Genomic DNA, 20,166 nt, shown 5'->3' with positions numbered 1-20,166 from the left:
CTCCGGTGGCGTGCCGGCATGGCGGGACGAGCGTCCCGATCGACCAGTGAAAGGGTGCGGAGATGACACAGCGTGGCCGTGCCACCAGGTCGACGGGTCGACCCCGCGACGGCGGTTCCCGCGACAGCGGTTCTCGTGACGGTGCTCCCCGCGCCTCGCGCGGCACCGCGGCTCCCCGTGGTGGCGGTGATCTGGCGGCGCGACGCACCCAGTTGCGGACCGTGATCGAGCCGGTGGTCAACGGCGCGGGCTACGACCTGGAGGACCTGTCGGTCTCCCGGGCCGGCCGCCGGCACGTGGTGCGGGTGATCGTGGACGCCGACGGCGGGATCGACCTGGACGCCGTCGCCGACGTCTCCCGCGCGGTCTCGGCCGCGCTGGACGCGGCCGAGGAGTCCGGCGGCGACATCCTCGCCGGGGAATACCAGCTCGAGGTCAGCTCGCCGGGCGTGGACCGGCCGCTCACCCTGCCCCGGCACTGGCGGCGCAACGTTGGCCGGCTCGTCAAGGTCACCGTCCGGGGCGCGGTCGCGTTGCCCGGCCAGCGCGCCGAGCCCTCCGGGGGTCGCCAGCTGACCGGCCGGGTGGTCGCTGCCGACGACGAGACAGTGCAGCTGGAGACCGACTCCGGTCGCGACTCCTTTACGTACGCCGAGCTGGGGCCGGGCCGGGTGCAGGTCGAGTTCACCCGCCTCGCCGAGCTGGGTGAGCCCGACGACACCGACGTCGACGACGAGTTCGACGACGCCGACGACACCGACGACACCGACGATTCAGACGACATCGACGACGAAGATGATGTGGAGGACGAGGAGAGGTGAACATCGACCTCGCGGCGCTACGCGCACTCGAGCGCGAGCGGGAGATCCCGTTCGACACGATTCTCGCGGCGATCGAGACCGCGTTGCTGACCGCCTACCGGCACACCGACGGCGCCGAGCCGCACGCCCGGGTGGAGATCGACCGCAAGTCCGGCGCTGCCCTCGTGTACGCGCAGGAGATGGACTCCGACGGCAGCCTGGTGCGGGAGTGGGACGACACCCCGCACGACTTCGGCCGGATCGCCGCCATGACCGCGAAGCAGGTGATCCTCCAGCGGCTGCGGGAGGCCACCGACGAGGTGCACTTCGGCGAGTACGTGGGCCGCGAGGGTGACTTGGTCACCGGCGTGGTGCAGGCCCACGAGACGCGGATCGAGAAGGGCATCGTCAGCGTCGACCTGGGCAAGCTGGAGGGCGTGCTGCCGCAGTCCGAGCAGGTGCCCGGCGAGCGGTACGCCCACGGCGAGCGGATCCGCTGCGTTGTGGTGCACGTGGCCAAGGGCATGCGCGGGCCGCAGATCACCCTGTCCCGGTCGCATCCGGCGCTTGTCAAGAAGTTGTTCGCGCTGGAGGTTCCGGAGATCGCTGACGGCACCGTGGAGATCGGCGCGATCGCGCGTGAGGCAGGTCACCGTACGAAGATCGCCGTACGCTCGACCGTCCCCGGGGTGAACGCCAAGGGCGCCTGTATCGGCCCGATGGGTCAGCGCGTCCGGGCCGTGATGAGCGAGCTGCACGGCGAAAAGATCGACATCATTGACTGGTCGGACGACCCGGCCACCTTCGTCGGCAACGCGTTGTCGCCGGCCAAGGCCCTGCGGGTCGAGGTGGTGGACCTGGCCGGCCGGGCCGCCCGGGTGACCGTCCCGGATTTCCAGCTCTCCCTCGCCATCGGCCGGGAGGGGCAGAACGCCCGCCTCGCTGCCCGTTTGACCGGTTGGCGTATCGACATCCGGTCCGACGCTGAGCAGGCCGCGCCTGCCGCGCGTGGCGGAGCTGATCAGGTACCGGAGCCGGGCAGCGCGATCTCGGGCAGCTAGGGGTAGACTTCCTCCAGTGGTACGACGCGCGCAGCCGGAGCGCACCTGTGTGGGTTGCCGGAAGCGCGCGCCGGCCAGCGAATTGCTGCGGGTCGTCGCGATCGGGGACGAGGCTGGCTACAGCCTCCGGCCTGATCCGTTCCGCAGGCTGCCGGGTCGGGGAGCGAACATGCACCCGGATCCGGCCTGCTTCGCGCTGGCGGTGCGGCGCCGCGCCTTTGGGCGAGCGCTGCGCATCACCGAGGTCCTCGACCACGGTGTGCTGGCAGAGCACGTCGATGCGCCAACCACTACGTCCGGTCAGCCCGACCGGGCGAGGGTCGCTAGCAGGGTAGGACGACCGACATGAGCACACGATGAAGTCCCTGAAATGACCAGGCTTCAAGTGCACGAGTGAGGTCGCTGCGGGTGCTGCCCGCACGACCTCGGAGTGAGGAGTGCAGTGGCAGGCAAGGCCCGCGTACACGAGCTTGCAAAAGAGCTCGGGGTCGAGAGTAAGACCGTTCTCGCCAAGCTGAAGGAAATGGGCGAGTTCGTGAAGTCCGCGTCCAGCACCGTCGAGGCGCCCGTCGCCCGACGACTGCGTAACGCATTCGTCGCGTCGACCGGTGCTCCGGCACCGGCCGCCCCGTCGGCGCCCGCGTCGGCGCCGGCTTCGACCCCGAGTCCCACGCCGTCCCCGACCCCGGGCGCGCCCCGGGTCTCGGCCAAGCCGATGCCGCCCCGGCGGCCGGCCGCGCCGGCACCCGGTCCGAAGCCCAAGGGGCCGGTTCCCGGTGCGCCGCAGACGGTGACCCCGGTCGCCAAGCCGGCGAGTGCCCACGACATCGAGGTGGCGGCCGCGGAGGCGCGTGCCGCCGCGCTGAAGGCTGAGCAGGAGGCCGCGGTCAAGGCCGCGCAGGCAGCCCGCCAGCAGCAGCGGGACAACCCCGTTCGCCGGGAGCCTCCGGCAGACGGCGGTAACCGGCCCGGTCCTCGGCCGGGTCCCGCGGCGATGCCGCCCCGTCCCGGTTCGCCGGCAGCTCGTCCGAGCACGCCGGCTCCCGGTCCGGGTGCCCGGCCGGGCGGTCGCCCGCCGGCGCGCGGCGCCGGTAACAACCCGTTCGGCATCCAGGGTGGCCAGCAGCAGCGGCCCCCGGCCGCCGGTGCGGGTGGCCCTCGGCCCAACACTCCGGCGGGCATGCCGCCGCGGCCGAGCCCGAACTCCATGCCGCCGCGGCCCAGCCCGGCGTCCATGCCGAGCCAGCGTCCGGCTGCCGGTCGCCCCGGTCCCGGTGGCGCCGGTCGTCCCGGTGGCGGCGCAGGTCGTCCCGGTGGCGGTGGCGGCGGTTTCCGTGGCGGTCCCGGCGGCGGTGGCGGTGGCGGCGGTTACCGCGGCGGCCCCGGTGGCGGCGCGGGTGCCGGCGGTGGCGGTGGCTACCGTGGCGGTCCCGGCGGCGGTGCGGGTGCTCCCGGTGGCGGTTTCCGTCCGGGTGGTCCGGCCGGTGGCGGCGGTCGTCCGGGTGCGGGCGGTCGTGGCCGTGGCGGCGGCGCCGCGGGTGCTTTCGGGCGTCCGGGTGGTCGGCCGACGCGCGGTCGCAAGTCCAAGAAGCAGCGCAGACAGGAGTTCGACAACCTGTCGGCTCCGACCATGAGCTCGGGTGCTCCCCGGGGTCAGGGTCAGGTCGTCCGGCTCTCCCGTGGCGCCTCGCTGTCCGACTTCGCGGACAAGATCAACGCCAACCCGGGTTCGCTGGTCCAGGAGATGTTCAACCTGGGCGAGATGGTGACCGCGACCCAGTCCTGTTCTGACGACACCCTGCACCTGCTGGGTGAGCACCTGGGCTTCGACATCCAGATCGTCAGCCCGGAGGACGAGGACCGCGAGCTGCTCGCGCAGTTCAACATCGACCTCGACGCGGAGGTGGCCGAGGAGCGTCTGGTCAGCCGTGCGCCGGTGGTGACCGTCATGGGTCACGTCGACCACGGTAAGACCAAGCTGCTCGACGCCATCCGTAAGGCGAACGTCGTGGCCGGTGAGGCGGGTGGCATCACCCAGCACATCGGTGCCTACCAGGTCCACGTCCCGCACGAGGGCGAGGACCGGGCGGTCACCTTCATCGACACCCCGGGTCACGAGGCGTTCACCGCCATGCGTGCTCGTGGCGCCCAGGTCACGGACATCGTGATCCTGGTCGTCGCGGCCGACGACGGTGTGATGCCGCAGACCATCGAGGCGTTGAACCACGCCAAGGCGGCCGACGTGCCGATCGTGGTCGCGGTCAACAAGGTCGACAAGCCGGAGGCCAACCCGGACAAGGTTCGCCAGCAGCTGACCGAGTACGGCCTGGTCGCCGAGGAGTACGGCGGCGAGACCATGTTCGTCAACGTGGCAGCCAAGCCGGGCATCGGCATCGAGGAGCTGCTCGAGGCCGTCCTGCTGACCGCCGACGCGTCGCTGGAGCTGACCGCTCCGATCGACGGGCCGGCGCAGGGTGTGGCCATCGAGGCGCACCTGGACAAGGGCCGCGGTGCGGTGGCGACGGTGCTGGTGCAGAAGGGCACCCTGCGGGCGGGCGACTCGATCGTCGCCGGTGGGGCGCACGGCCGGGTCCGGGCCATGCTCGACGAGAACGGCAACCAGCTCTCCGAGGCTGGGCCGGCGCGTCCGGTCATGGTGCTGGGTCTGACCGCGCCGCCCGGCGCGGGAGACACGTTCCTCGCCGCGGCGGACGACCGCACGGTGCGGCAGATCGCCGAGCAGCGGCAGGCACGGCGGCGGGCGGCGTCCTTCGCCAACTCCCGTGGTCGGGCCACCCTCGAGACGCTCATGGAGCAGCTCAAGGAGGGCGAGAAGACGTCGCTCAACCTCATCCTCAAGGGCGATGTCTCCGGTTCGGTGGAGGCCCTGGAGGACGCGCTGTTCAACCTCGACATTCCCGAGGAGGTCCAGCTCAAGGTCCTCGACCGGGGCGTCGGCGCGATCACCGAGAGCAACGTCATGCTCGCGAGTGCCTCGTCCGAGCCGGTCACGATCATCGGCTTCAACGTGCGGGCCTCGAACAAGGTCCGCGAGATGGCCGACCGCGAGGGCGTGGAGATCCGGTACTACACCGTCATCTACCAGGCCATCGAGGAGATCGAGGCAGCGCTCAAGGGCCTGCTCAAGCCGGAGTACGAGGAGGTCGAGCTGGGCAGCGCGGAGATCCGCGACGTCTTCCGCTCGTCCAAGATCGGCAACATCTCCGGTTGCATCGTCCGGTCGGGCATCATCCGACGCAACGCGAAGGCTCGGCTGCTTCGGGACGGGACGGTCGTGGCGGACAACCTCACGATCACCTCGCTCAAGCGGTTCAAGGACGACGCCACCGAGGTCCGCGAGGGCTTCGAGTGTGGTCTGACCCTGGGTGGTTACAACAACGTCCAGGTCGGCGACGTCATCGAGACCTTCGAGATGCGGGAGAAGGTTCGCGCCTGATCCGGCAGTGACACGCTGATCAAGGGGTTTACGCCGACCGGCGTAAACCCCTTGATCATGCGGGGTGGGTTGCCGGTATCGTCCGTGGCGATGTTCACCGGAACCGCGGTCTTCGACCTGCTGCTGCCAGGCGACTCCAGGTCGCTCAAAGCCAAGAGATCATATGTACGGCCGATCGTGGCGGCCCTGCGCCGCTTCGAGGTTTCGGCCGCCGAGGTGGGTGCGCTCGACCTGCAAGGTCGGGCAGAGATAGCGGTGGCCGTTGTGGCCGCCGAGGCGGTACACGTCCGCGAGGTGCTCGACTCTTGCGAGCATCTGGTTGCCGCTCGCCCCGAGGTCGAGTTGCTGTCGGTTCGACGCCGGCTGTACGGCCTCGACGACGACTGATTGCGTGCGGCGCCTGGCGTGAACCAGGAACGCCGGCCGCGCCCGGCGTGACCAGAATTACGGCAGCGCCGGGCGTGAACAGGAGTGCCGGCGGTGCCGGGCGACCGGTGCGGGCCGCGAAGGTAGTGTTCGAGATGTTGGCCGGTCGGCCGGCGGCCACGGTCGCCGGTCGACCGGGAGCAGGACGCCGTGGAGGTGGCGAGATGTCTGATCCGGCCAAGGTACGCCGGCACGCCGAGCGGGTGCGTGAGCTGGTCGCGTCGGTGGTGCGGAGCCAGATCAAGGACCCGCGGCTCGGCATGATCACCATCACCGACGCCCGGATCACAGCGGATCTGCGGGACGCGACGGTGTTCTACACGGTGCTCGGTGACGCGGTGGCCCAGGCGGACACCGCTGCGGCGCTGGAGAGCGCCAAGGGGATGCTGCGCAGCACCGTCGGCAAGGCGCTCGGGCTGCGGCACTCGCCGACGCTGACGTTCGTCCTCGACGACGTACAGGACCAGGTCAAGCACATCGACGACCTGCTCGCCGCCGCCCGCAACGCCGACGCCGAGGTGCAGCGCCTCGCAGCCCAGGCCAAGTACGCGGGTGAGCCGCAGCCGTACCGGGTCGACGAGGACGAGGACGACGCCGACGAGGCCGACGAGGCCACAGACACCCCCCGGGGTGGGGAAGCGCGGTGACCGGCGCCGCCGGCACCCAGCTCGCCGCAATGACCGGCACCGGCCCCGCCGAGGCGGACTGGGCCGCCGCCGAGGCGCTGATCCGCGACCTCCCGGCGACCGGCCGGGTGCTGCTGATCTGTCACGTCAACCCGGACGGCGACGCGCTGGGCAGCATGCTCGGCTTCGGTCTGGGCCTGCGCCAGCTCGGCGTACACCGGTTGCAGGCGACCTTTCCCGGGCCGCCGGAGGTCCCGGAGCCGTTCCGGGGTCTGCCCGGCCTGGACCTGCTGGTCCCGGCGGGCGCGGCGGACCCGGCCCCCGATCTGGTCATCTGCTTCGACGCGGCCAGCGAGTCGCGCCTCGGCGAGCTGGCCGGGCGACTGTCGGCGGCGGGCGCGTCGCTGGTGCTCGACCACCACGCCTCAAATCCCGGCTTCGGGACGGTGAACCTGATCGACGCGAGCGCCGCGGCGACGTCGGTGGTGGCCGAGCAGTTGTTGACCCGGCTGGGCGTACCGCTGGACCGGGCCGTCGCGGAATGCCTGTACGTGGCCCTCACCACGGACACCGGCTCGTTCCGGTTCGAGGCGACCACCCCGGCGGTGCACCAGTTGGCCGCCCGGTTGCTGGCCACCGGCATCTCGCCCGGTGACATCTCCCGCCAGGTCTTCGACACCCGGCCCTTCGGCGCCGTGCGGCTCTTCGGTGAGGTGCTCGGCAGGGCCCGGCTGGAACCGGCCGCCGCCGACGGGCGAGGTCTGGTGTGGACCTTCGCAACCCTCGACGACCTGGCCCGTCACGACCAGCGGCCGTACGTGCTGGAGGCGCTCATCGACTCGGTGCGCTGCACCGCCGAGGCGGACGTGAGCTGCGTGCTGAAGCAGACCACTCCCGACACCTGGGCCGTGTCGATGCGCAGCAAGGGCGCTGTCGACGTCAGCCGGGTGGCTGTGGTGCTGGGCGGGGGCGGGCACCGGCTCGCGGCGGGGTTCACCGGTCGGGGCACCGTCGAGCAGGTGGTCGCGGCGATCCGGGCCGAGCTTGGCGCGGCGCTCATCGATACGGCCCGCTGACCTCGAAGATCAGGGTCAGCTCCGGGGGGTGTCGGTCTTCCGGCACTCAGGTTGACCGGGAAGAATTGCGGGATGGAGCAGCCGCACGACCTCACCATGGAGGCCCCCCGAGTCTGGGACCGGCCCGCCGTGTCCGTCCCGGTTCTTGTCTGCCTGTCACTCGTCGGTGGCCGGTTCCCGTCGTTCTCGACCGAGGCCAATCTCTACACGCTCGGCACCGGCGGGGTGCTGATCTGGCTCGGTCTGAGCAACCGCGTGCCACGGCGGCCGGCGCCGCGTCGGCTGGGTGCGGGGGCGGCCTGGTGGGCGGTGCCGGCGGTGATCTTCGGCGTCTTCGAGGGTGCCACCTTCGTGCTGGCAGTCGGCGATGACTTTCCCACCTTCTCGCGGCTTGCCGATCCGCTGCTGGAGGACCAACTGACCCGCTCGGCTGCCTGGTTTGCCTGGCTGGCCGCGTTCTGGGGGCTGGTGCGGCGATGATGCGGGCGTTGGCTATCGGCGGTTTCCTCGTGGCGCTCGTGCTCTTCGGCGTGGTCGAGTGGCTGGCACGCCGGGAGGGCTCCAGGATCCCCACAATGGGTGAGGTCTGCGCGTACGTGATGCGCTACGAGGTGGGTCCGGTACCGGTGGGCCGGATCGGTCTGTTCGGTTTCTGGTGGTGGCTGGGGTGGCACTTCCTGGCCCGCTGAGCAGGGTCGTGCGCCGTCCAGATGGCGGGAACCCTAAGCAGTTGGTCGACCTGAACGATAACTTGGGAGACGGCCTGCGGCGCGTTGCGGCGCAGGTCGTGGGTGGTGGCGCCACACCTCGCGCTGCCCTCCTCCAGGGTCAGACCGACCCGGGCTCACGCGGCCCAGCCGGCTGTTCCGGTAACCCCGGACTGCCGTGGGGCGTTCAGTACGACCGCCCGTGAGGGTCGCCGCGTGTCGGCGGCTCGCACCCTGGAAGGAGCGCCACCATGCCGAACAAGCCCAAGCCCGAGACCACCGACGACGCCCGCGAGCAGGCTCGCCGCGCACTGCAGACCTCGATGGACACCCGTCAGTGACCCGAAATGACCGGCGGTGACGACGTCGATGTAGTCATCGACAGCGTCACCGCCCGTCCCTTCTGATATCCCACTCGTTGCCGCCGGCCGACATGACTGCCGGGGGCGGCCGGGTCCCCCGTATTTCCCGGCCACCCGCAGGAGCCGCTCAGGACAGGAACTTGTCCAGGGCGGCTTCGATCGTTCCGGAGTCCGGGGCCGCGTACGCCCTCATCGTGGACTTGTCGTAGGAGATGACGCTCGGGCACCGGGCTGCCGGGGCGGTCACGGTGCCGCCGTCGCCGATCTTCTCGGCGGTCTTGGCCGCGTAGAAGGTCAGTGTGTAGCGCGACGAGACGTAGTCGACGGTGACCTGCTTCTGCGAGCTGTCCTTGTACTGGCACTTCTTCGGCGTGCCCTGGCTGCCCTCTTCGAACTTCAGGCAGCCGACCACCGACACGCTCTCGTACTCACTGCTCTTGGCGTAGTACGGCTTGGTCGAGCCGACGAACTTCGACGACCAGAACGTCGGCCGGTCCGGGTTGTTCGAGAACGTGTACGCCTTGGCGCCGGACGGGCCGTTGTAGGGGGCCGCGTTGAGGATCTGGCTGCCCTCGCAGACGTTCGACAGGTCGCTGGAGAACCGGGCTGTCATCGAGTTGTTGTCGTTCGACGGAGCCGACTGGCCGGGCGTGGGGGTGGCCGCCGGGTCCGGCGAGCTGCCGCCATCAGTGCCCGGGGTAGGGCCGGCAGATGCGACGGTCGAGGGCTCGTCGTCGCCGCCGTAGGCGACCAGGAGCCCGATTCCGGCGCCGCAGATCGCGAGGATCAGGACCACCGCGCCGGCGACCAGGCCGATGACCAGGCCCTTGTTCGACTTCTTCGGCGGCGGAACAGGGACGCCGTACTGCGGCGGGGGCATCGGGGCGCCGTACTGCGGAGCCGGGGCGCCGTACTGCGGAGCCGGGGGCTGCTCGTAGGACGGATACCCGCCCTGCTGCGGGGCTGGCGGCCCGCTCCAGGGTGTGACGTTGGGGTCGGGCTGCTGCCCTTCGTGCGGGGGATAGTTGCTGCTCAATGTAGGCCCTATCGCTGTCAAAATGTGAACCACGGGAGTGGGAGTCCCGACCAGGGTAATGACCTCCGCAAGTGGGACGCTCTCGGTCCCACCTCCGACGGCCTCGATACCTCGCCGTTCACACCGAGCGAGAAATGCGTAAGCGATCACTGCTCTTGTGCTCCTTACAAGGGGCGTGCCAGGATCGGCGGCGATGAACCAGCCAGTCCTCACCGGCACCGCGACGGCCACCAACGAGCCAGCCTCGCCGCGTCGGATCGCCGCGCTCGCCCTACCGGCCCTCGTCGTGCTCGCCGCCGAGCCGCTCTATGTGCTCGTCGACACGGCAGTGGTCGGGCACCTCGGCCGGGTGCCGCTCGCCGCGCTCGCCATCGGCGGCACTGTGATGACACTCACCGCCTGGGTCGGCACCGTTGTCGCCTACGGCACCACAGGCCGCTCAGCCCGCCGCTTCGGCGCCGGCGACCGGGCGGCAGCCGTTGCCGAGGGAGTCCAGTCGTCCTGGCTGGCGCTCGGCGTCGGACTGCTGATCGCGGTCGGGATGCAGTTCGGCGGGGGCGCGCTCGCGCGTACCCTCGCAGGCGGTGGCGGCGAGGTGGCCGACGCCGCCGCACACTGGCTGCGGATCGCGGCCCTCGGCGCCCCCGGCCTGTTGCTCGCCGCCGCCGGCAACGGCTGGCTGCGGGGCGTGCAGGACACCCGCCGCCCCCTGCTCTTCGTGCTCGGGCCCAACCTGCTCTCCGCGCTGCTGTGCCCGCTGCTTGTCTATCCCGTCGGGCTGGGCCTCAACGGATCGGCGATCGCCAACGTCGTCGCTCAGACGCTCTGCGGGGTGCTCTTCGCGGCGGCGCTGATCTCCGAGCGGGTGTCGCTGCGACCCCGACCACGGGTGATCCGCCAGCAGTTGGTGCTCAGCCGGGACCTGCTGATCCGCGGCGTGGCGTTCCAGGCCAGCTTCCTCTCCGCGACAGCCGTCGCCGCCCGCTTCGGCGCCGCCGCCGTCGGCGCGCACCAGATCGCCCTGCAACTCTGGTTCTTCACAGCGCTGGTGCTCGACGCGTTGGCCATCGCCGCGCAGTCCCTGGTGGGCGCCGCCCTCGGCGGTGGGGACGACGGGGGCGCGCGGGCACTTGCCCGCCGGATCGGGCTGCTCGGCGGCGTCTGCGGCGTCGCCTTCGCGCTGCTCATCGCCGCCGGCGCCGGCGTCGTACCGTCGTGGTTCACCTCCGACCCGCAGGTACGCGAACAGGCCATGGTGGCGTGGCCGTGGTTCGTCGTCATGCTGCCGCTGGCCGGGGTGGTGTTCGCCCTCGACGGCGTGCTGATCGGCGCAGGCGACGTCGTCTACCTGCGCAACCTCACAATCGTGGCTGCGGTGGGCGGTTTCCTGCCGGCCATCTGGCTCGCCTACTGGCTCGAGCTGGGGCTGGGCGGCATCTGGGCCGGCCTCACCCTGTTCGTGGTGATCCGCCTGGTCGCCCTGCTGCTGCGGTTGCGCGACGGCAGGTGGGCGGTGGTCGGGGCCGTCCGTTGACCGGGGCCCGCGTCTGGCAGGCTTGGGCGATGTGAGCACCGATGGTCTGATCGTGGTCGACAAGCCCGGCGGCATGACGTCGCACGACGTGGTGGCGCGGATCCGCCGGCTGGCGAAGACCCGGCGGGTCGGGCACGGCGGCACCCTCGATCCGATGGCCACCGGCGTGCTGGTCATCGGCGTCGGCCGCGCCACCCGGCTGCTGACCTACGTGATCGGCGCCGGCAAGAGCTACACCGGCACCATCCGGCTCGGCCAGGCGACAGTCACCGACGACGCCGAGGGCGACGTGATCGCCACCACTCCCGCCGGCCAGGTCACCGACGATGCCATCCGGGCCGCCCTGCACGCGCTCAGCGGCGAGGTCGACCAGCGCCCCAGCGCCGTCAGCGCCATCAAGATCGACGGGCAGCGGGCGTACAAGCGGGTCCGGGACGGCGAGAGCGTCGAACTTCCGGCCCGGCGGGTCACCATCTCCCGGCTTGACGTGCTGGAGATCCGCTGCGGCACACCGGACGTGGTGGACGTGGACGTGGCCGTGACGTGCTCCTCGGGGACGTACATCCGGGCGATCGCACGGGACGCGGGCCTGGCGCTCGGTGTCGGTGGGCACCTGACCGCGCTGCGCCGTACGGCGGTGGGTGGCTTCACCCTCGCCGAGGCGGCCACCCTCGACGAGCTGGAGCAGCGCGCCCCGGACGTGGTGAACCTGCCACTGGACGCGGCTGCCGACAGGTTCTTCGCGCGGCGGGAGGCGACGCCCGACGAGGCGCGGGTGCTCGCCCACGGCGGGCCGCTGGACCCGGCCGGCCTCACCGGCCCGTACGCCGTGTTCGGCCCGGCCGGCGGCCTGATCGCTATCGTCAGCGAGCGGGACGGTCGGGCCCGCGCGGAGATCGTGCTCGCCCCGGCCTGACGGCGGAAAGCAGGCTGGCGCGGCGCGGGGCCGCCTGGCCAGTGGTTAATAAGGGGCCCTTCCTCTACACCAGGCGTTAAGAAGGGGCCCTTCCTTGCAGGGGAGGAATGGCATGCAGCGGTGGCGGGGGTACGACGCGGCGCCCGGTGGCTGGGGGCGCTCGGTCGTCACCATCGGCGTTTTCGACGGCGTGCACAAGGGGCACCAGGCGACCATCGGGCACGCCGTGACCCGGGCGCGGGAACTGGGCGTGCAGTCGGTGGTGGTCACGTTCGACCCGCACCCGGCCGAGGTGGTCCGGCCCGGCTCCCACCCGGCGGTGCTCACCGAACCGGCCCGCAAGGCGGAGTTGATCGAGGCGCTCGGCGTGGACGTGCTCTGCGTGGTGCCGTTCACCCCGGAGTTCTCCCGGCTGCCGCCCGAGCAGTTCGTGCACGACATCCTTGTCGAGCACCTGCACGCGGCACTTGTGGTGGTGGGCAGCAACTTCCGCTTCGGGCACCGGGCTGCCGGAGACGTGGCGCTGCTGGAGCGGCTGGGTCAGACCTTCGGCTTCGGCGTGGAGGACGCCCCACTCGTCACGCAGGACGGCACCGTCTTCTCCTCCACGTACATCCGTTCCTGTGTCGACGCGGGTGACGTGGGCGCGGCGGCAGCCGCGCTGGGCCGTCAGCACCGGGTGGAGGGAGTGGTGGTCCGTGGCGACCAGCGCGGCCGGGTGCTGGGCTTCCCCACCGCCAACCTGCTCTGCCACCGGTACGCGGCGGTTCCCGCCGACGGGGTGTACGCGGCCCGACTGATCCGCCGGGGGCAGCGCGAGCCGCTGATGTCGGCGGTGTCGGTGGGCACCAACCCGACGTTCTCCGGCCGGGAGCGGCGGGTGGAGGCGTACGCGCTGGACTTCGACGGTGACCTCTACGGCGAGCGGCTGGCGTTGGACTTCGTGGCACACCTGCGCGGTCAGGTCCGGTACGACTCGGTGGAGCCGTTGATCGCCCAGATCGAAGAGGACGTCGCACGCACCCGACGCGCGTTGAGCTGATCATCGCGGGAGGATCGCGCCGCTCCCGACGAGCCCTTCACCGGGCGGTTCCGCCGGGGGCTGGTAGTCTTGCCGGGACGTCGGGTGACCGGCGTGGGGCCTCGCGTGCCTGCTCGACGCCGCGGGTGCGAGGTACCGGTCCGTTACCGGTCCAGCTGGACGACGGACACCCACTTGATCAACCCATCGAAACAGGGAGAACATGGCGCTCGACCAGGAAGCCAAGGCCAGCATCCGCGCGGAGTACGCGACCGCCGAGGGCGACACCGGTTCGCCGGAGGTCCAGGTAGCGGTCCTCACCAAGCGGATCGCCGAGCTGACCGAGCACCTGAAGGTGCACAAGCACGACCACCACAGCCGCCGTGGGCTGCTGCTGCTGGTCGGCCGTCGCCGTCGGCTGCTCAACTACGTCCAGAAGAAGGACATTGCCCGCTACCGGTCGCTCATCGAGCGGCTCGGCCTGCGCCGGTGACGTGACGGGGGAGTGGCCGACCGGCCGCTCCCCCGTACCGCGTCCCACCTGAAGAACACGGGCCGCGCGACCACCCGACAGGGAGCCGGTCAGCGTACCGGTCTCCGGTAGTGGCCCCCGGGAATCCCGGCATCATGCCGGCCACCCGGGCGCTTCGATCGAAGACCGGCCGGCTGAGCAGCTCCCCGATGTCGTGGGCCCACGACGCGAAGGAGCACTACAGCACATGACCGAGACCAAACTCGGCACCGAATCCCGCACCGCCGTGATCGACAACGGGTCCTTCGGCACCCGCGAGATCACCTTCTCCACCGGTCGGCTGGCCCGCCAGGCCGCCGGTTCCGTCATCGCCCAGCTGGGCGAGACGGTGGTCCTCTCCGCCACCACCGCCGGCAAGCAGCCGAAGGAGCAGTTCGACTTCTTCCCGCTGACCGTCGACGTCGAGGAGCGGATGTACGCCGCGGGTCGCATCCCCGGCTCGTTCTTCCGCCGTGAGGGTCGGCCCAGCGAGGACGCGATCCTCACCTGCCGGCTGATCGACAGGCCGCTGCGCCCGTCGTTCGTCAAGGGCCTGCGCAACGAGGTCCAGGTCGTCGAGACCATCCTCGCGCTCGACCCGCAGCACCCGTACGACGTCGTGGCGATCAACGCCGCCTCGATGTCGACGAAGCTCTCCGGCCTGCCGTTCTCCGGCCCGATCGGTGCGACCCGGGTCGCGCACATCGACGGCCAGTGGGTCGCCTTCCCGACCCTGGAGGAGCTGGCTCGCGCCACCTTCGACATGGTCGTGGCCGGCCGCACGCTCGAAGACGGCGACGTCGCGATCATGATGGTCGAGGCGGAGGCCACCCCGAACGCCGTCGCCCTGATCTCGGCCGGCGCGACCGCCCCCACCGAGGAGGTCGTGGCGAGCGGCCTGGAGGCCGCGAAGCCCGCGATCCGTGAGCTGTGCCGCGCGCAGAGCGAGCTGGCCGAGGTCGCCGCCAAGCCGGTATCCGAGTTCCCGGTGTTCCTGGACTACCAGGACGACGTGTACTCCGCCGTCGCCGACGTGGCCCGCGCCGACGTGGCCGAGGCGATCACCATCGCCGGCAAGGCCGACCGCGAGGAGGCCCTGGACCGGGTCAAGACGCGCGTCGCCGAGGAGCTCGGCGCCCGGTTCGAGGGCCGGGAGAAGGAGCTCAGCGCCGCCTTCCGGTCGCTTACCAAGTCCGAGGTGCGCAACCGCGTGCTGCGCGAGCAGGTCCGCATGGACGGCCGTGGCCCGCGTGACATCCGTACTCTGACCGCCGAGGTCGGCGTGCTGCCCCGGGTGCACGGTTCGGCACTGTTCGAGCGGGGCGAGACCCAGATCCTTGGCGTCACCACGCTGAACATGCTCCGCATGGAGCAGATGGTGGACACGCTGTCCCCGGAGAACCGCAAGCGCTACATGCACAACTACAACTTCCCGCCGTACTCGACAGGTGAGACCGGCCGGGTCGGCTCGCCGAAGCGTCGCGAGATCGGCCACGGCGCTCTCGCCGAGCGCGCGCTGATCCCGGTGCTGCCGTCGCGCGAGGAGTTCCCGTACGCCATCCGGCAGGTCTCCGAGGCGCTCGGCTCCAACGGCTCCACCTCGATGGGTTCGGTCTGCGCGTCGACGCTGGGCCTGCTCTCCGCGGGTGTGCCGCTCAAGGCGCCGGTCGCCGGCATCGCGATGGGGCTCATCTCCGACGAGGTGGACGGCAAGACCCAGTACGTGACCCTCACCGACATCCTCGGTGCCGAGGACGCGTTCGGTGACATGGACTTCAAGGTCGCCGGCACACCGGAGTTCGTGACCGCGCTCCAGCTCGACACCAAGCTCAACGGCATCCCGTCGGACGTGCTGGCCGCTGCGCTCCAGCAGGCCAACGAGGCCCGGCAGGTCATCCTCGGCGTGATGAAGGCGGCGATCGAGGCTCCGGCCGAGATGTCGGACTACGCGCCGCGGGTCACCACCGTCAAGATCCCGGTCGACAAGATCGGCATGGTGATCGGCCCGAAGGGGCAGACCATCAACGCGATCCAGGACGAGACCGGCGCCGAGATCTCCATCGAGGACGACGGCACGATCTACGTCGGCGCCACCAACGGCCCGTCGGCCCAGGCGGCCGTCGACCGGATCAACGGGATCGCCAACCCGACGCTGCCGAAGCAGGGCGAGCGGTTCCTCGGCACGGTGGTCAAGACCGCCGCGTTCGGGGCGTTCATCTCGCTGCTGCCCGGCCGTGACGGTCTGCTGCACATCTCCAAGGTCGGCGACGGCAAGCGGGTCGAGCGCGTCGAGGACTTCCTCAACGTCGGTGACCGCGTCGAGGTCGAGATCGCGGACATCGACGCCCGCGGCAAGATCTACCTGGACAAGGTCCGCCCGGAGGGCGCCGAGGCGCCCGCCGCCGGTGAGGCCGCCGGTGGCGACCGGCCGGCCAGCCGCGACCGGGGCGACCGTGGTCCGCGGGACCGGGGCGACCGCGAGCGTGGCGGCGACCGGGGCGGCCGTGGCCCGGAGCGCGGCGAGCGTGGCGAGGGCGGCGGCAACGGCGGCGGCGAGGGTGGCGAGGGCGGCGAGCGTCCGCGCCGCCGGACCCGGCACAGCTGACCTCCGCACATCGCAAAACCCACCCCTCGTCGAGCCGGGAGCAACACGTGAGTCGGGCCTTCAGTGCGCCGTTTCCACCGGATCGACGGGGGGTGGCCTCTACTGGCTGGCAAGCCAGTGAGTCGAGCCGAGCCCGGGACACCGGGACGGGCCGCTCCGGCGGCTCCGCCCGCGCGGTGACCCGGACCATCAGCGACGACCCGCTGGGCGGCACGGTACGACGTACCGTGCTGCCCAGCGGTCTGCGTGTGCTCACCGAGGCGATTCCGGCGATGCGCAGCGTGTCCTTCGGGATCTGGGTGGCGGTGGGCTCGCGGGACGAGACCCGTCCCCAGGCCGGCGCCGCGCACTTCCTGGAGCATTTGCTGTTCAAGGGCACCCACAAGCGCACCGCCCTTGAGATCTCGTCGCAGATCGAGGCGGTGGGTGGCGAGACCAACGCCTTCACCACGAAGGAATACACCTGCTACTACGCCCGCGTGCTGGACGAAGACCTGCCGCTGGCGATCGACGTGATGTGCGACCTGGTCGCCGACTCCCTGCTCGAGCCGGCCGACGTGGAGACCGAGCGTGGCGTGATCCTGGAGGAGATCGCCATGCACGACGACGAGCCCGGTGACGAGGTACACGACCTCTTCGCCCGAGCCGTCTACGGCGACCACCCGCTGGGCCGGCTGATCTCCGGCACCGAGGAGACCGTCACGCCGATGACCCGCCGGCAGATCCAGAACTTCTACCGGGGGCGTTACACCGCGCCGCAGATCGTCATCGCCGCAGCCGGCAACCTCGACCACGGCACGGTGGTCAAGCTGGTCCGCCAGGCGGTGCGCGGCACACCACTGGACAGCGACCCGGCCGCGCCGGCACCGCACCGCGCGGCCACCCCTGCGGTACGCACCAAACCGGCCACCACAGTTGTCGAGCCGAAGGAGACCGAGCAGGCGCACGTCATCCTCGGCTGCCCCGGCATCGACCGCATCGACGAGCGGCGTTTCGCCCTCGGGGTGCTCAACAACGTGCTGGGCGGCGGCATGTCCAGCCGCCTGTTCCAGGAGATCCGCGAGCAGCGCGGCCTCGCGTACTCGGTCTACTCCTACGCCAGCCAGTACGCCGACAGCGGCCTGTTCGCCGTCTACGCCGGCTGCGCGCCCGGCAAGGTGGACGAGGTACTGGCCCTGACCCGCGCCGAGCTGGCCCGGGTCGCCGCCGACGGGCTGACCGAGGCGGAGGTGGCCCGGGGCAAGGGGATGAGCAAGGGCTCGTTCGTGCTCGGCCTGGAGGACACCGGCTCCCGGATGAGTCGCCTCGCCAAGGGTGAGCTGCTCTACGGCGACCTGATGCCCGTGGACGAGCTGCTGCGCCGCGTCGACGAGGTCACTGTGGCCGACGTCAACACACTCGCCGCGGAGCTGCTGGCCCGACCGATGTCGCTCGCAGTGGTCGGCCCGTTCGGCACTGGCGACTTCGCCGCCTGACGCACCTCGGCGCGACCGAACGGGTGCCGTCGTCCAGGCGTGCTCCCGGATGGTGGGTGCGTACCCCGTCCGGCAGGACGCTCACGTCCCGATTGGTAGGTTGTGCCCCGTGACGGACACGCAGGTGAGAAACCCGAACGAGCCGCTGCGCGTCGGCGTGCTCGGCGCCCGGGGTCGGATGGGCATCGAGGTCTGCAAGGCGGTCGACAGCGCCGACGACCTCGAACTGGTGGCAGCTGTCGACCAGGGCGACGACCTCTCCGCCGTCTCGGACGCAGGCGCCCAGGTGATCGTCGACTTCACCACGCCGGACGCCGTCATGGACAACCTCCGCTGGTGCGTCGAGCACGGCATCAGCGCTGTCGTCGGCACCACCGGCTTCACCGAGCAGCGGCTGGAGCAGGTACGCGGCTGGTTGGCCGGCAAGCCCGACGTCAGCATGGTGATCGCACCCAACTTCGGCATCGGCGCGGTGCTGATGATGCAGTTCGCCGCGCGAGCCGCCCGCTACTTCGAGTCCGTCGAGATCATCGAGCAGCACCACCCGCGCAAGCTGGACGCGCCGAGCGGCACCGCCACGCACACCGCACGGCAGATCGCCCAGGCCCGCGCCGAGGCCGGCCTCGGCCCGGTGCCGGACGCCACCACGGACGAGGTGCCGGGCGCGCGGGGCGCCGACATCGACGGGGTACGCGTGCACGCGGTACGCGCCACCGGTCTGGTCGCCCACCAGGAGGTGCTGTTCGGCACCACAGGTGAGACGCTGACGATCCGGCACGACTCGTACGACAGGGTGTCGTTCATGCCCGGTGTGCTGCTGGCCGTCCGCGAGGTGCGCAACCGCCCCGGCCTCACCGTCGGCCTGGACGCTTTGCTCGACTGACCGGAGATCTTGGACAGTTTCCGTTCTCGCGTAACGGAAATTGTCCAAGATCTCGCTGCCCGGGCTGGGTAGCATCCGTCGATGATCGATGATGGACACGTGGATCGGCTCGGACGACGGGTCACACTCAGGCCGGTCGACGACGACAACTGGCGGGCGGTGGCCGATGTCGCCCCCCGTGACGACCAACGCCGGTTTGTGGCCGCGCTGGGCGCGCGCTACCTGCTGCTGAGCACCCGTTCCGAGGTGTGGAACTCCCTGGCCGTATACGCCGACGAGATAGTCGTCGGACACGTCATGTGGGGCGTGGACGACGACGGCTCGCACTGGATCGGCGGAATGCTGATCGACGCCGTCGAGCAGCGCCGCGGCGTGGGCCGCGCGACGGTGCGTACCCTGGCCGCCTGGCTGTCCGCTCGGGAGGGAACCCCGCTGGTCCGCCTCTCCTACCACCCGGACAACACAGGGGCCGCTGCCCTCTACAGCTCCCTGGGCTTCCAGCCCACCGGCGACACCGATGACGAAGAGTTGATCACCGAACTCCGCCGTTAACGCCAAGCCCTCGCGGTTTCCGTTACTGCTCCAGGACGGAGAGGACGTTGCCTGCCGGGTCGGTGAACCAGGCGATCGTCGGCCCGTGCCCGCGCATGATCCCGTTCTCGTCCTGCGGCATCCCGTCGTAGCGGGCGAAGCGCACTCCACGCGCGGTCAACTCGTCGACCGCCCGGTCCACGTCGTCGACCGGAAAGTTGAGCACCGTGTAGGTCGCCGGCGCGTGGTCACGCTTCGGGTAGACCAGGATGGGCCGGTCCCCTGCAATGTGCAGGGTCAGCAGCCCGCCCATCGCATCGTCGCGCGTGACGCGCAGGCCGAGGGTGTCGCCGTAGAACCGCTGGGCCTCGTCTACGTCATCCACCGAGAACCCGCTGAACGCTCTGGTGTCTGTGAACACTGTGCCCCCCTCGCTGTGGGGCGCTGTCGCTGCCCCTCCTGACCCCGACCGTAGGCGACCTGTCCGACATCAGGGGGTAATCCGGCGGGCGCGCCGTCTCAGTCGTCGGCCGGCACCTTCTCGGCCGGGACGCCCACGTGCAGGCGTACCTGTGGCACCAGCATGTCGTCGACATCCAGCGCGCGGGCCGCGCCGTCGGCCTCCCAGCCGGTGCTGGTCAGGAACTTCCGGGTCGCCTCGTCACCCTCGAACGCCCAGGCCACCGCCCGGCTCAGGCCGTCCTCGCGCCACAGGTCGACCGCCGCGGCGAGCAACCGGCTGCCGTGTCCACGCCGACCCCAGCGCGGCTCGACCAGCAGGTCGGTCACCGCCGCCACGTCCGGGCCGAGCGCGTCGGCCGGCTCGCCCGGCGCCAGCGCCTCGGCGTCGGCCGGGCCGGAGGCGGCGAACCCCACCAGATACGATTGCTCGGCCTGTTCGACGGCGACGAGCACCCGGTGCGCGCCCGAGGGCGGCTCCAGCACCGCGGCGCTCCACCGCCGGGCGAGGAACGCCTCGTCCAGGTTGTCGAGCACGTGCCGAGGAAGGATCCGGCGGTACGCGACCCGCCAGGTCGCGAGCTGGATGCGTGCGATTTCGCCGGCGTCCTCGGGACGCGCCGGGCGGACGTACCCGAGAGCCATGGGACGGAAGCCTACGCAGGGCCAGGGAGGCGACG

At 71.1% G+C, this 20,166-nt stretch carries 20 protein-coding genes; 17 read left to right on the top strand and 3 right to left on the bottom strand.

Annotated features, from left to right (window positions below; translation table 11 throughout):
• Positions 1–62: 62 nt before the first annotated feature.
• The 9 genes from rimP to ACLQ23_RS13770 all read left to right on the top strand — a co-directional run bounded on the left by rimP (position 63) and on the right by ACLQ23_RS13770 (position 8,135).
• Positions 63–821 carry a ribosome maturation factor RimP gene (rimP, locus tag ACLQ23_RS13810; protein WP_425735606.1) on the top strand — a complete coding sequence of 253 codons (759 nt, stop codon included), beginning with the start codon at positions 63–65 and terminating at the stop codon, positions 819–821.
• Positions 818–1,861 (top strand): transcription termination factor NusA, encoded by a 1,044-nt coding sequence (gene nusA, locus ACLQ23_RS13805; RefSeq protein ID WP_355597850.1) that lies wholly within the window; start codon positions 818–820, stop codon positions 1,859–1,861. The genes rimP and nusA overlap by 4 nt, the downstream gene beginning before the upstream one ends.
• A 16-nt stretch (positions 1,862–1,877) precedes the next feature.
• Entirely contained in the window at positions 1,878–2,210 is a 333-nt protein-coding gene (locus ACLQ23_RS13800; RefSeq protein WP_355597848.1) for a YlxR family protein, read from the top strand.
• A gap of 93 nt (positions 2,211–2,303) precedes the next feature.
• A complete protein-coding gene (gene infB / locus ACLQ23_RS13795; RefSeq protein ID WP_355597846.1) occupies positions 2,304–5,318 on the top strand; it encodes a translation initiation factor IF-2 in 3,015 nt (1,004 codons plus the stop codon).
• A gap of 90 nt (positions 5,319–5,408) precedes the next feature.
• Positions 5,409–5,705: a DUF503 domain-containing protein gene (locus tag ACLQ23_RS13790; RefSeq protein ID WP_355628522.1), complete on the top strand. Its 297-nt coding sequence runs from the start codon at positions 5,409–5,411 to the stop codon at positions 5,703–5,705.
• A gap of 203 nt (positions 5,706–5,908) precedes the next feature.
• The gene (gene rbfA, locus ACLQ23_RS13785; RefSeq protein WP_167945423.1) at positions 5,909–6,391 is read left to right on the top strand and encodes a 30S ribosome-binding factor RbfA; all 483 of its coding nucleotides are present in this window, start codon (positions 5,909–5,911) and stop codon (positions 6,389–6,391) included.
• Between the two features lie 29 nt (positions 6,392–6,420).
• On the top strand, positions 6,421–7,446 hold the full coding sequence (locus tag ACLQ23_RS13780; protein ID WP_355597905.1) for a DHH family phosphoesterase: 1,026 nt from the start codon (positions 6,421–6,423) through the stop codon (positions 7,444–7,446).
• 72 nt (positions 7,447–7,518) lie between these two features.
• Positions 7,519–7,926, top strand: a complete 408-nt coding sequence (locus ACLQ23_RS13775) for a hypothetical protein (RefSeq protein WP_355597842.1) — start codon at positions 7,519–7,521, stop codon at positions 7,924–7,926.
• Positions 7,926–8,135, top strand: coding sequence for a DUF6186 family protein (locus tag ACLQ23_RS13770; protein WP_197281407.1), 210 nt, complete (start codon positions 7,926–7,928; stop codon positions 8,133–8,135). Before ACLQ23_RS13775 ends, ACLQ23_RS13770 begins: the two co-directional genes overlap by 1 nt.
• Before the next feature lie 507 nt (positions 8,136–8,642).
• On the opposite strand, the gene ACLQ23_RS13765 is transcribed toward ACLQ23_RS13770, so the two are convergent.
• A complete protein-coding gene (locus ACLQ23_RS13765; protein ID WP_355597840.1) occupies positions 8,643–9,551 on the bottom strand; it encodes a hypothetical protein in 909 nt (302 codons plus the stop codon).
• Between the two features lie 193 nt (positions 9,552–9,744).
• Between ACLQ23_RS13765 and ACLQ23_RS13760 the strand changes: the two genes are divergently transcribed.
• From ACLQ23_RS13760 to ACLQ23_RS13725, 8 genes are all read left to right on the top strand, one after another.
• Positions 9,745–11,085, top strand: a complete 1,341-nt coding sequence (locus tag ACLQ23_RS13760) for an MATE family efflux transporter (protein ID WP_355597838.1) — start codon at positions 9,745–9,747, stop codon at positions 11,083–11,085.
• 31 nt (positions 11,086–11,116) lie between these two features.
• Positions 11,117–12,001: a tRNA pseudouridine(55) synthase TruB gene (gene truB, locus ACLQ23_RS13755; protein ID WP_355597836.1), complete on the top strand. Its 885-nt coding sequence runs from the start codon at positions 11,117–11,119 to the stop codon at positions 11,999–12,001.
• 112 nt (positions 12,002–12,113) lie between these two features.
• Complete coding sequence (locus tag ACLQ23_RS13750; protein WP_355597834.1) at positions 12,114–13,043, top strand: bifunctional riboflavin kinase/FAD synthetase; 930 nt, start codon at positions 12,114–12,116, stop codon at positions 13,041–13,043.
• 202 nt (positions 13,044–13,245) lie between these two features.
• Entirely contained in the window at positions 13,246–13,515 is a 270-nt protein-coding gene (rpsO, locus tag ACLQ23_RS13745; protein ID WP_030337594.1) for a 30S ribosomal protein S15, read from the top strand.
• Between the two features lie 226 nt (positions 13,516–13,741).
• Positions 13,742–16,138: a polyribonucleotide nucleotidyltransferase gene (locus tag ACLQ23_RS13740; RefSeq protein WP_355597832.1), complete on the top strand. Its 2,397-nt coding sequence runs from the start codon at positions 13,742–13,744 to the stop codon at positions 16,136–16,138.
• Between the two features lie 47 nt (positions 16,139–16,185).
• Positions 16,186–17,613, top strand: a complete 1,428-nt coding sequence (locus ACLQ23_RS13735) for a M16 family metallopeptidase (RefSeq protein ID WP_355597830.1) — start codon at positions 16,186–16,188, stop codon at positions 17,611–17,613.
• Positions 17,614–17,713: 100 nt separating this feature from the next.
• Positions 17,714–18,496 carry a 4-hydroxy-tetrahydrodipicolinate reductase gene (dapB, locus tag ACLQ23_RS13730; RefSeq protein WP_425735607.1) on the top strand — a complete coding sequence of 261 codons (783 nt, stop codon included), beginning with the start codon at positions 17,714–17,716 and terminating at the stop codon, positions 18,494–18,496.
• Positions 18,497–18,577: 81 nt separating this feature from the next.
• Positions 18,578–19,048: a GNAT family N-acetyltransferase gene (locus tag ACLQ23_RS13725; RefSeq protein WP_355597826.1), complete on the top strand. Its 471-nt coding sequence runs from the start codon at positions 18,578–18,580 to the stop codon at positions 19,046–19,048.
• A 22-nt stretch (positions 19,049–19,070) separates the two neighbouring features.
• On the opposite strand, the gene ACLQ23_RS13720 is transcribed toward ACLQ23_RS13725, so the two are convergent.
• A complete protein-coding gene (locus ACLQ23_RS13720; protein WP_355597824.1) occupies positions 19,071–19,448 on the bottom strand; it encodes a VOC family protein in 378 nt (125 codons plus the stop codon).
• A 98-nt stretch (positions 19,449–19,546) separates the two neighbouring features.
• Positions 19,547–20,131 (bottom strand): GNAT family N-acetyltransferase, encoded by a 585-nt coding sequence (locus ACLQ23_RS13715; protein WP_355597822.1) that lies wholly within the window; start codon positions 20,129–20,131, stop codon positions 19,547–19,549.
• Positions 20,132–20,166 lie beyond the last annotated feature (35 nt).

The sequence above is a fragment of the Micromonospora sp. DT41 genome (genome assembly GCF_049841715.1).
GTDB classification, from domain to species: Bacteria; Actinomycetota; Actinomycetes; order Mycobacteriales; family Micromonosporaceae; genus Micromonospora; species Micromonospora profundi.
This window is presented reverse-complemented; position numbering and strand designations above follow the sequence as displayed.

What these genes read in the sequence shown, in the direction of transcription:
- rpsO (WP_030337594.1), top strand. Translation starts at nt 13,246, where the DNA reads ATGGCGCTCGACCAGGAAGCCAAGGCCAGCATCCGCGCGGAGTACGCG.
- ACLQ23_RS13770 (WP_197281407.1), top strand. Translation starts at nt 7,926, where the DNA reads ATGCGGGCGTTGGCTATCGGCGGTTTCCTCGTGGCGCTCGTGCTCTTC.
- ACLQ23_RS13740 (WP_355597832.1), top strand. Translation starts at nt 13,742, where the DNA reads ATGACCGAGACCAAACTCGGCACCGAATCCCGCACCGCCGTGATCGAC.
- ACLQ23_RS13715 (WP_355597822.1), bottom strand. Translation starts at nt 20,131, where the DNA reads ATGGCTCTCGGGTACGTCCGCCCGGCGCGTCCCGAGGACGCCGGCGAA.
- ACLQ23_RS13790 (WP_355628522.1), top strand. Translation starts at nt 5,409, where the DNA reads ATGTTCACCGGAACCGCGGTCTTCGACCTGCTGCTGCCAGGCGACTCC.
- ACLQ23_RS13775 (WP_355597842.1), top strand. Translation starts at nt 7,519, where the DNA reads ATGGAGCAGCCGCACGACCTCACCATGGAGGCCCCCCGAGTCTGGGAC.
- ACLQ23_RS13780 (WP_355597905.1), top strand. Translation starts at nt 6,421, where the DNA reads ATGACCGGCACCGGCCCCGCCGAGGCGGACTGGGCCGCCGCCGAGGCG.
- ACLQ23_RS13725 (WP_355597826.1), top strand. Translation starts at nt 18,578, where the DNA reads ATGATCGATGATGGACACGTGGATCGGCTCGGACGACGGGTCACACTC.
- rimP (WP_425735606.1), top strand. Translation starts at nt 63, where the DNA reads ATGACACAGCGTGGCCGTGCCACCAGGTCGACGGGTCGACCCCGCGAC.
- rbfA (WP_167945423.1), top strand. Translation starts at nt 5,909, where the DNA reads ATGTCTGATCCGGCCAAGGTACGCCGGCACGCCGAGCGGGTGCGTGAG.
- ACLQ23_RS13760 (WP_355597838.1), top strand. Translation starts at nt 9,745, where the DNA reads ATGAACCAGCCAGTCCTCACCGGCACCGCGACGGCCACCAACGAGCCA.
- ACLQ23_RS13750 (WP_355597834.1), top strand. Translation starts at nt 12,114, where the DNA reads ATGCAGCGGTGGCGGGGGTACGACGCGGCGCCCGGTGGCTGGGGGCGC.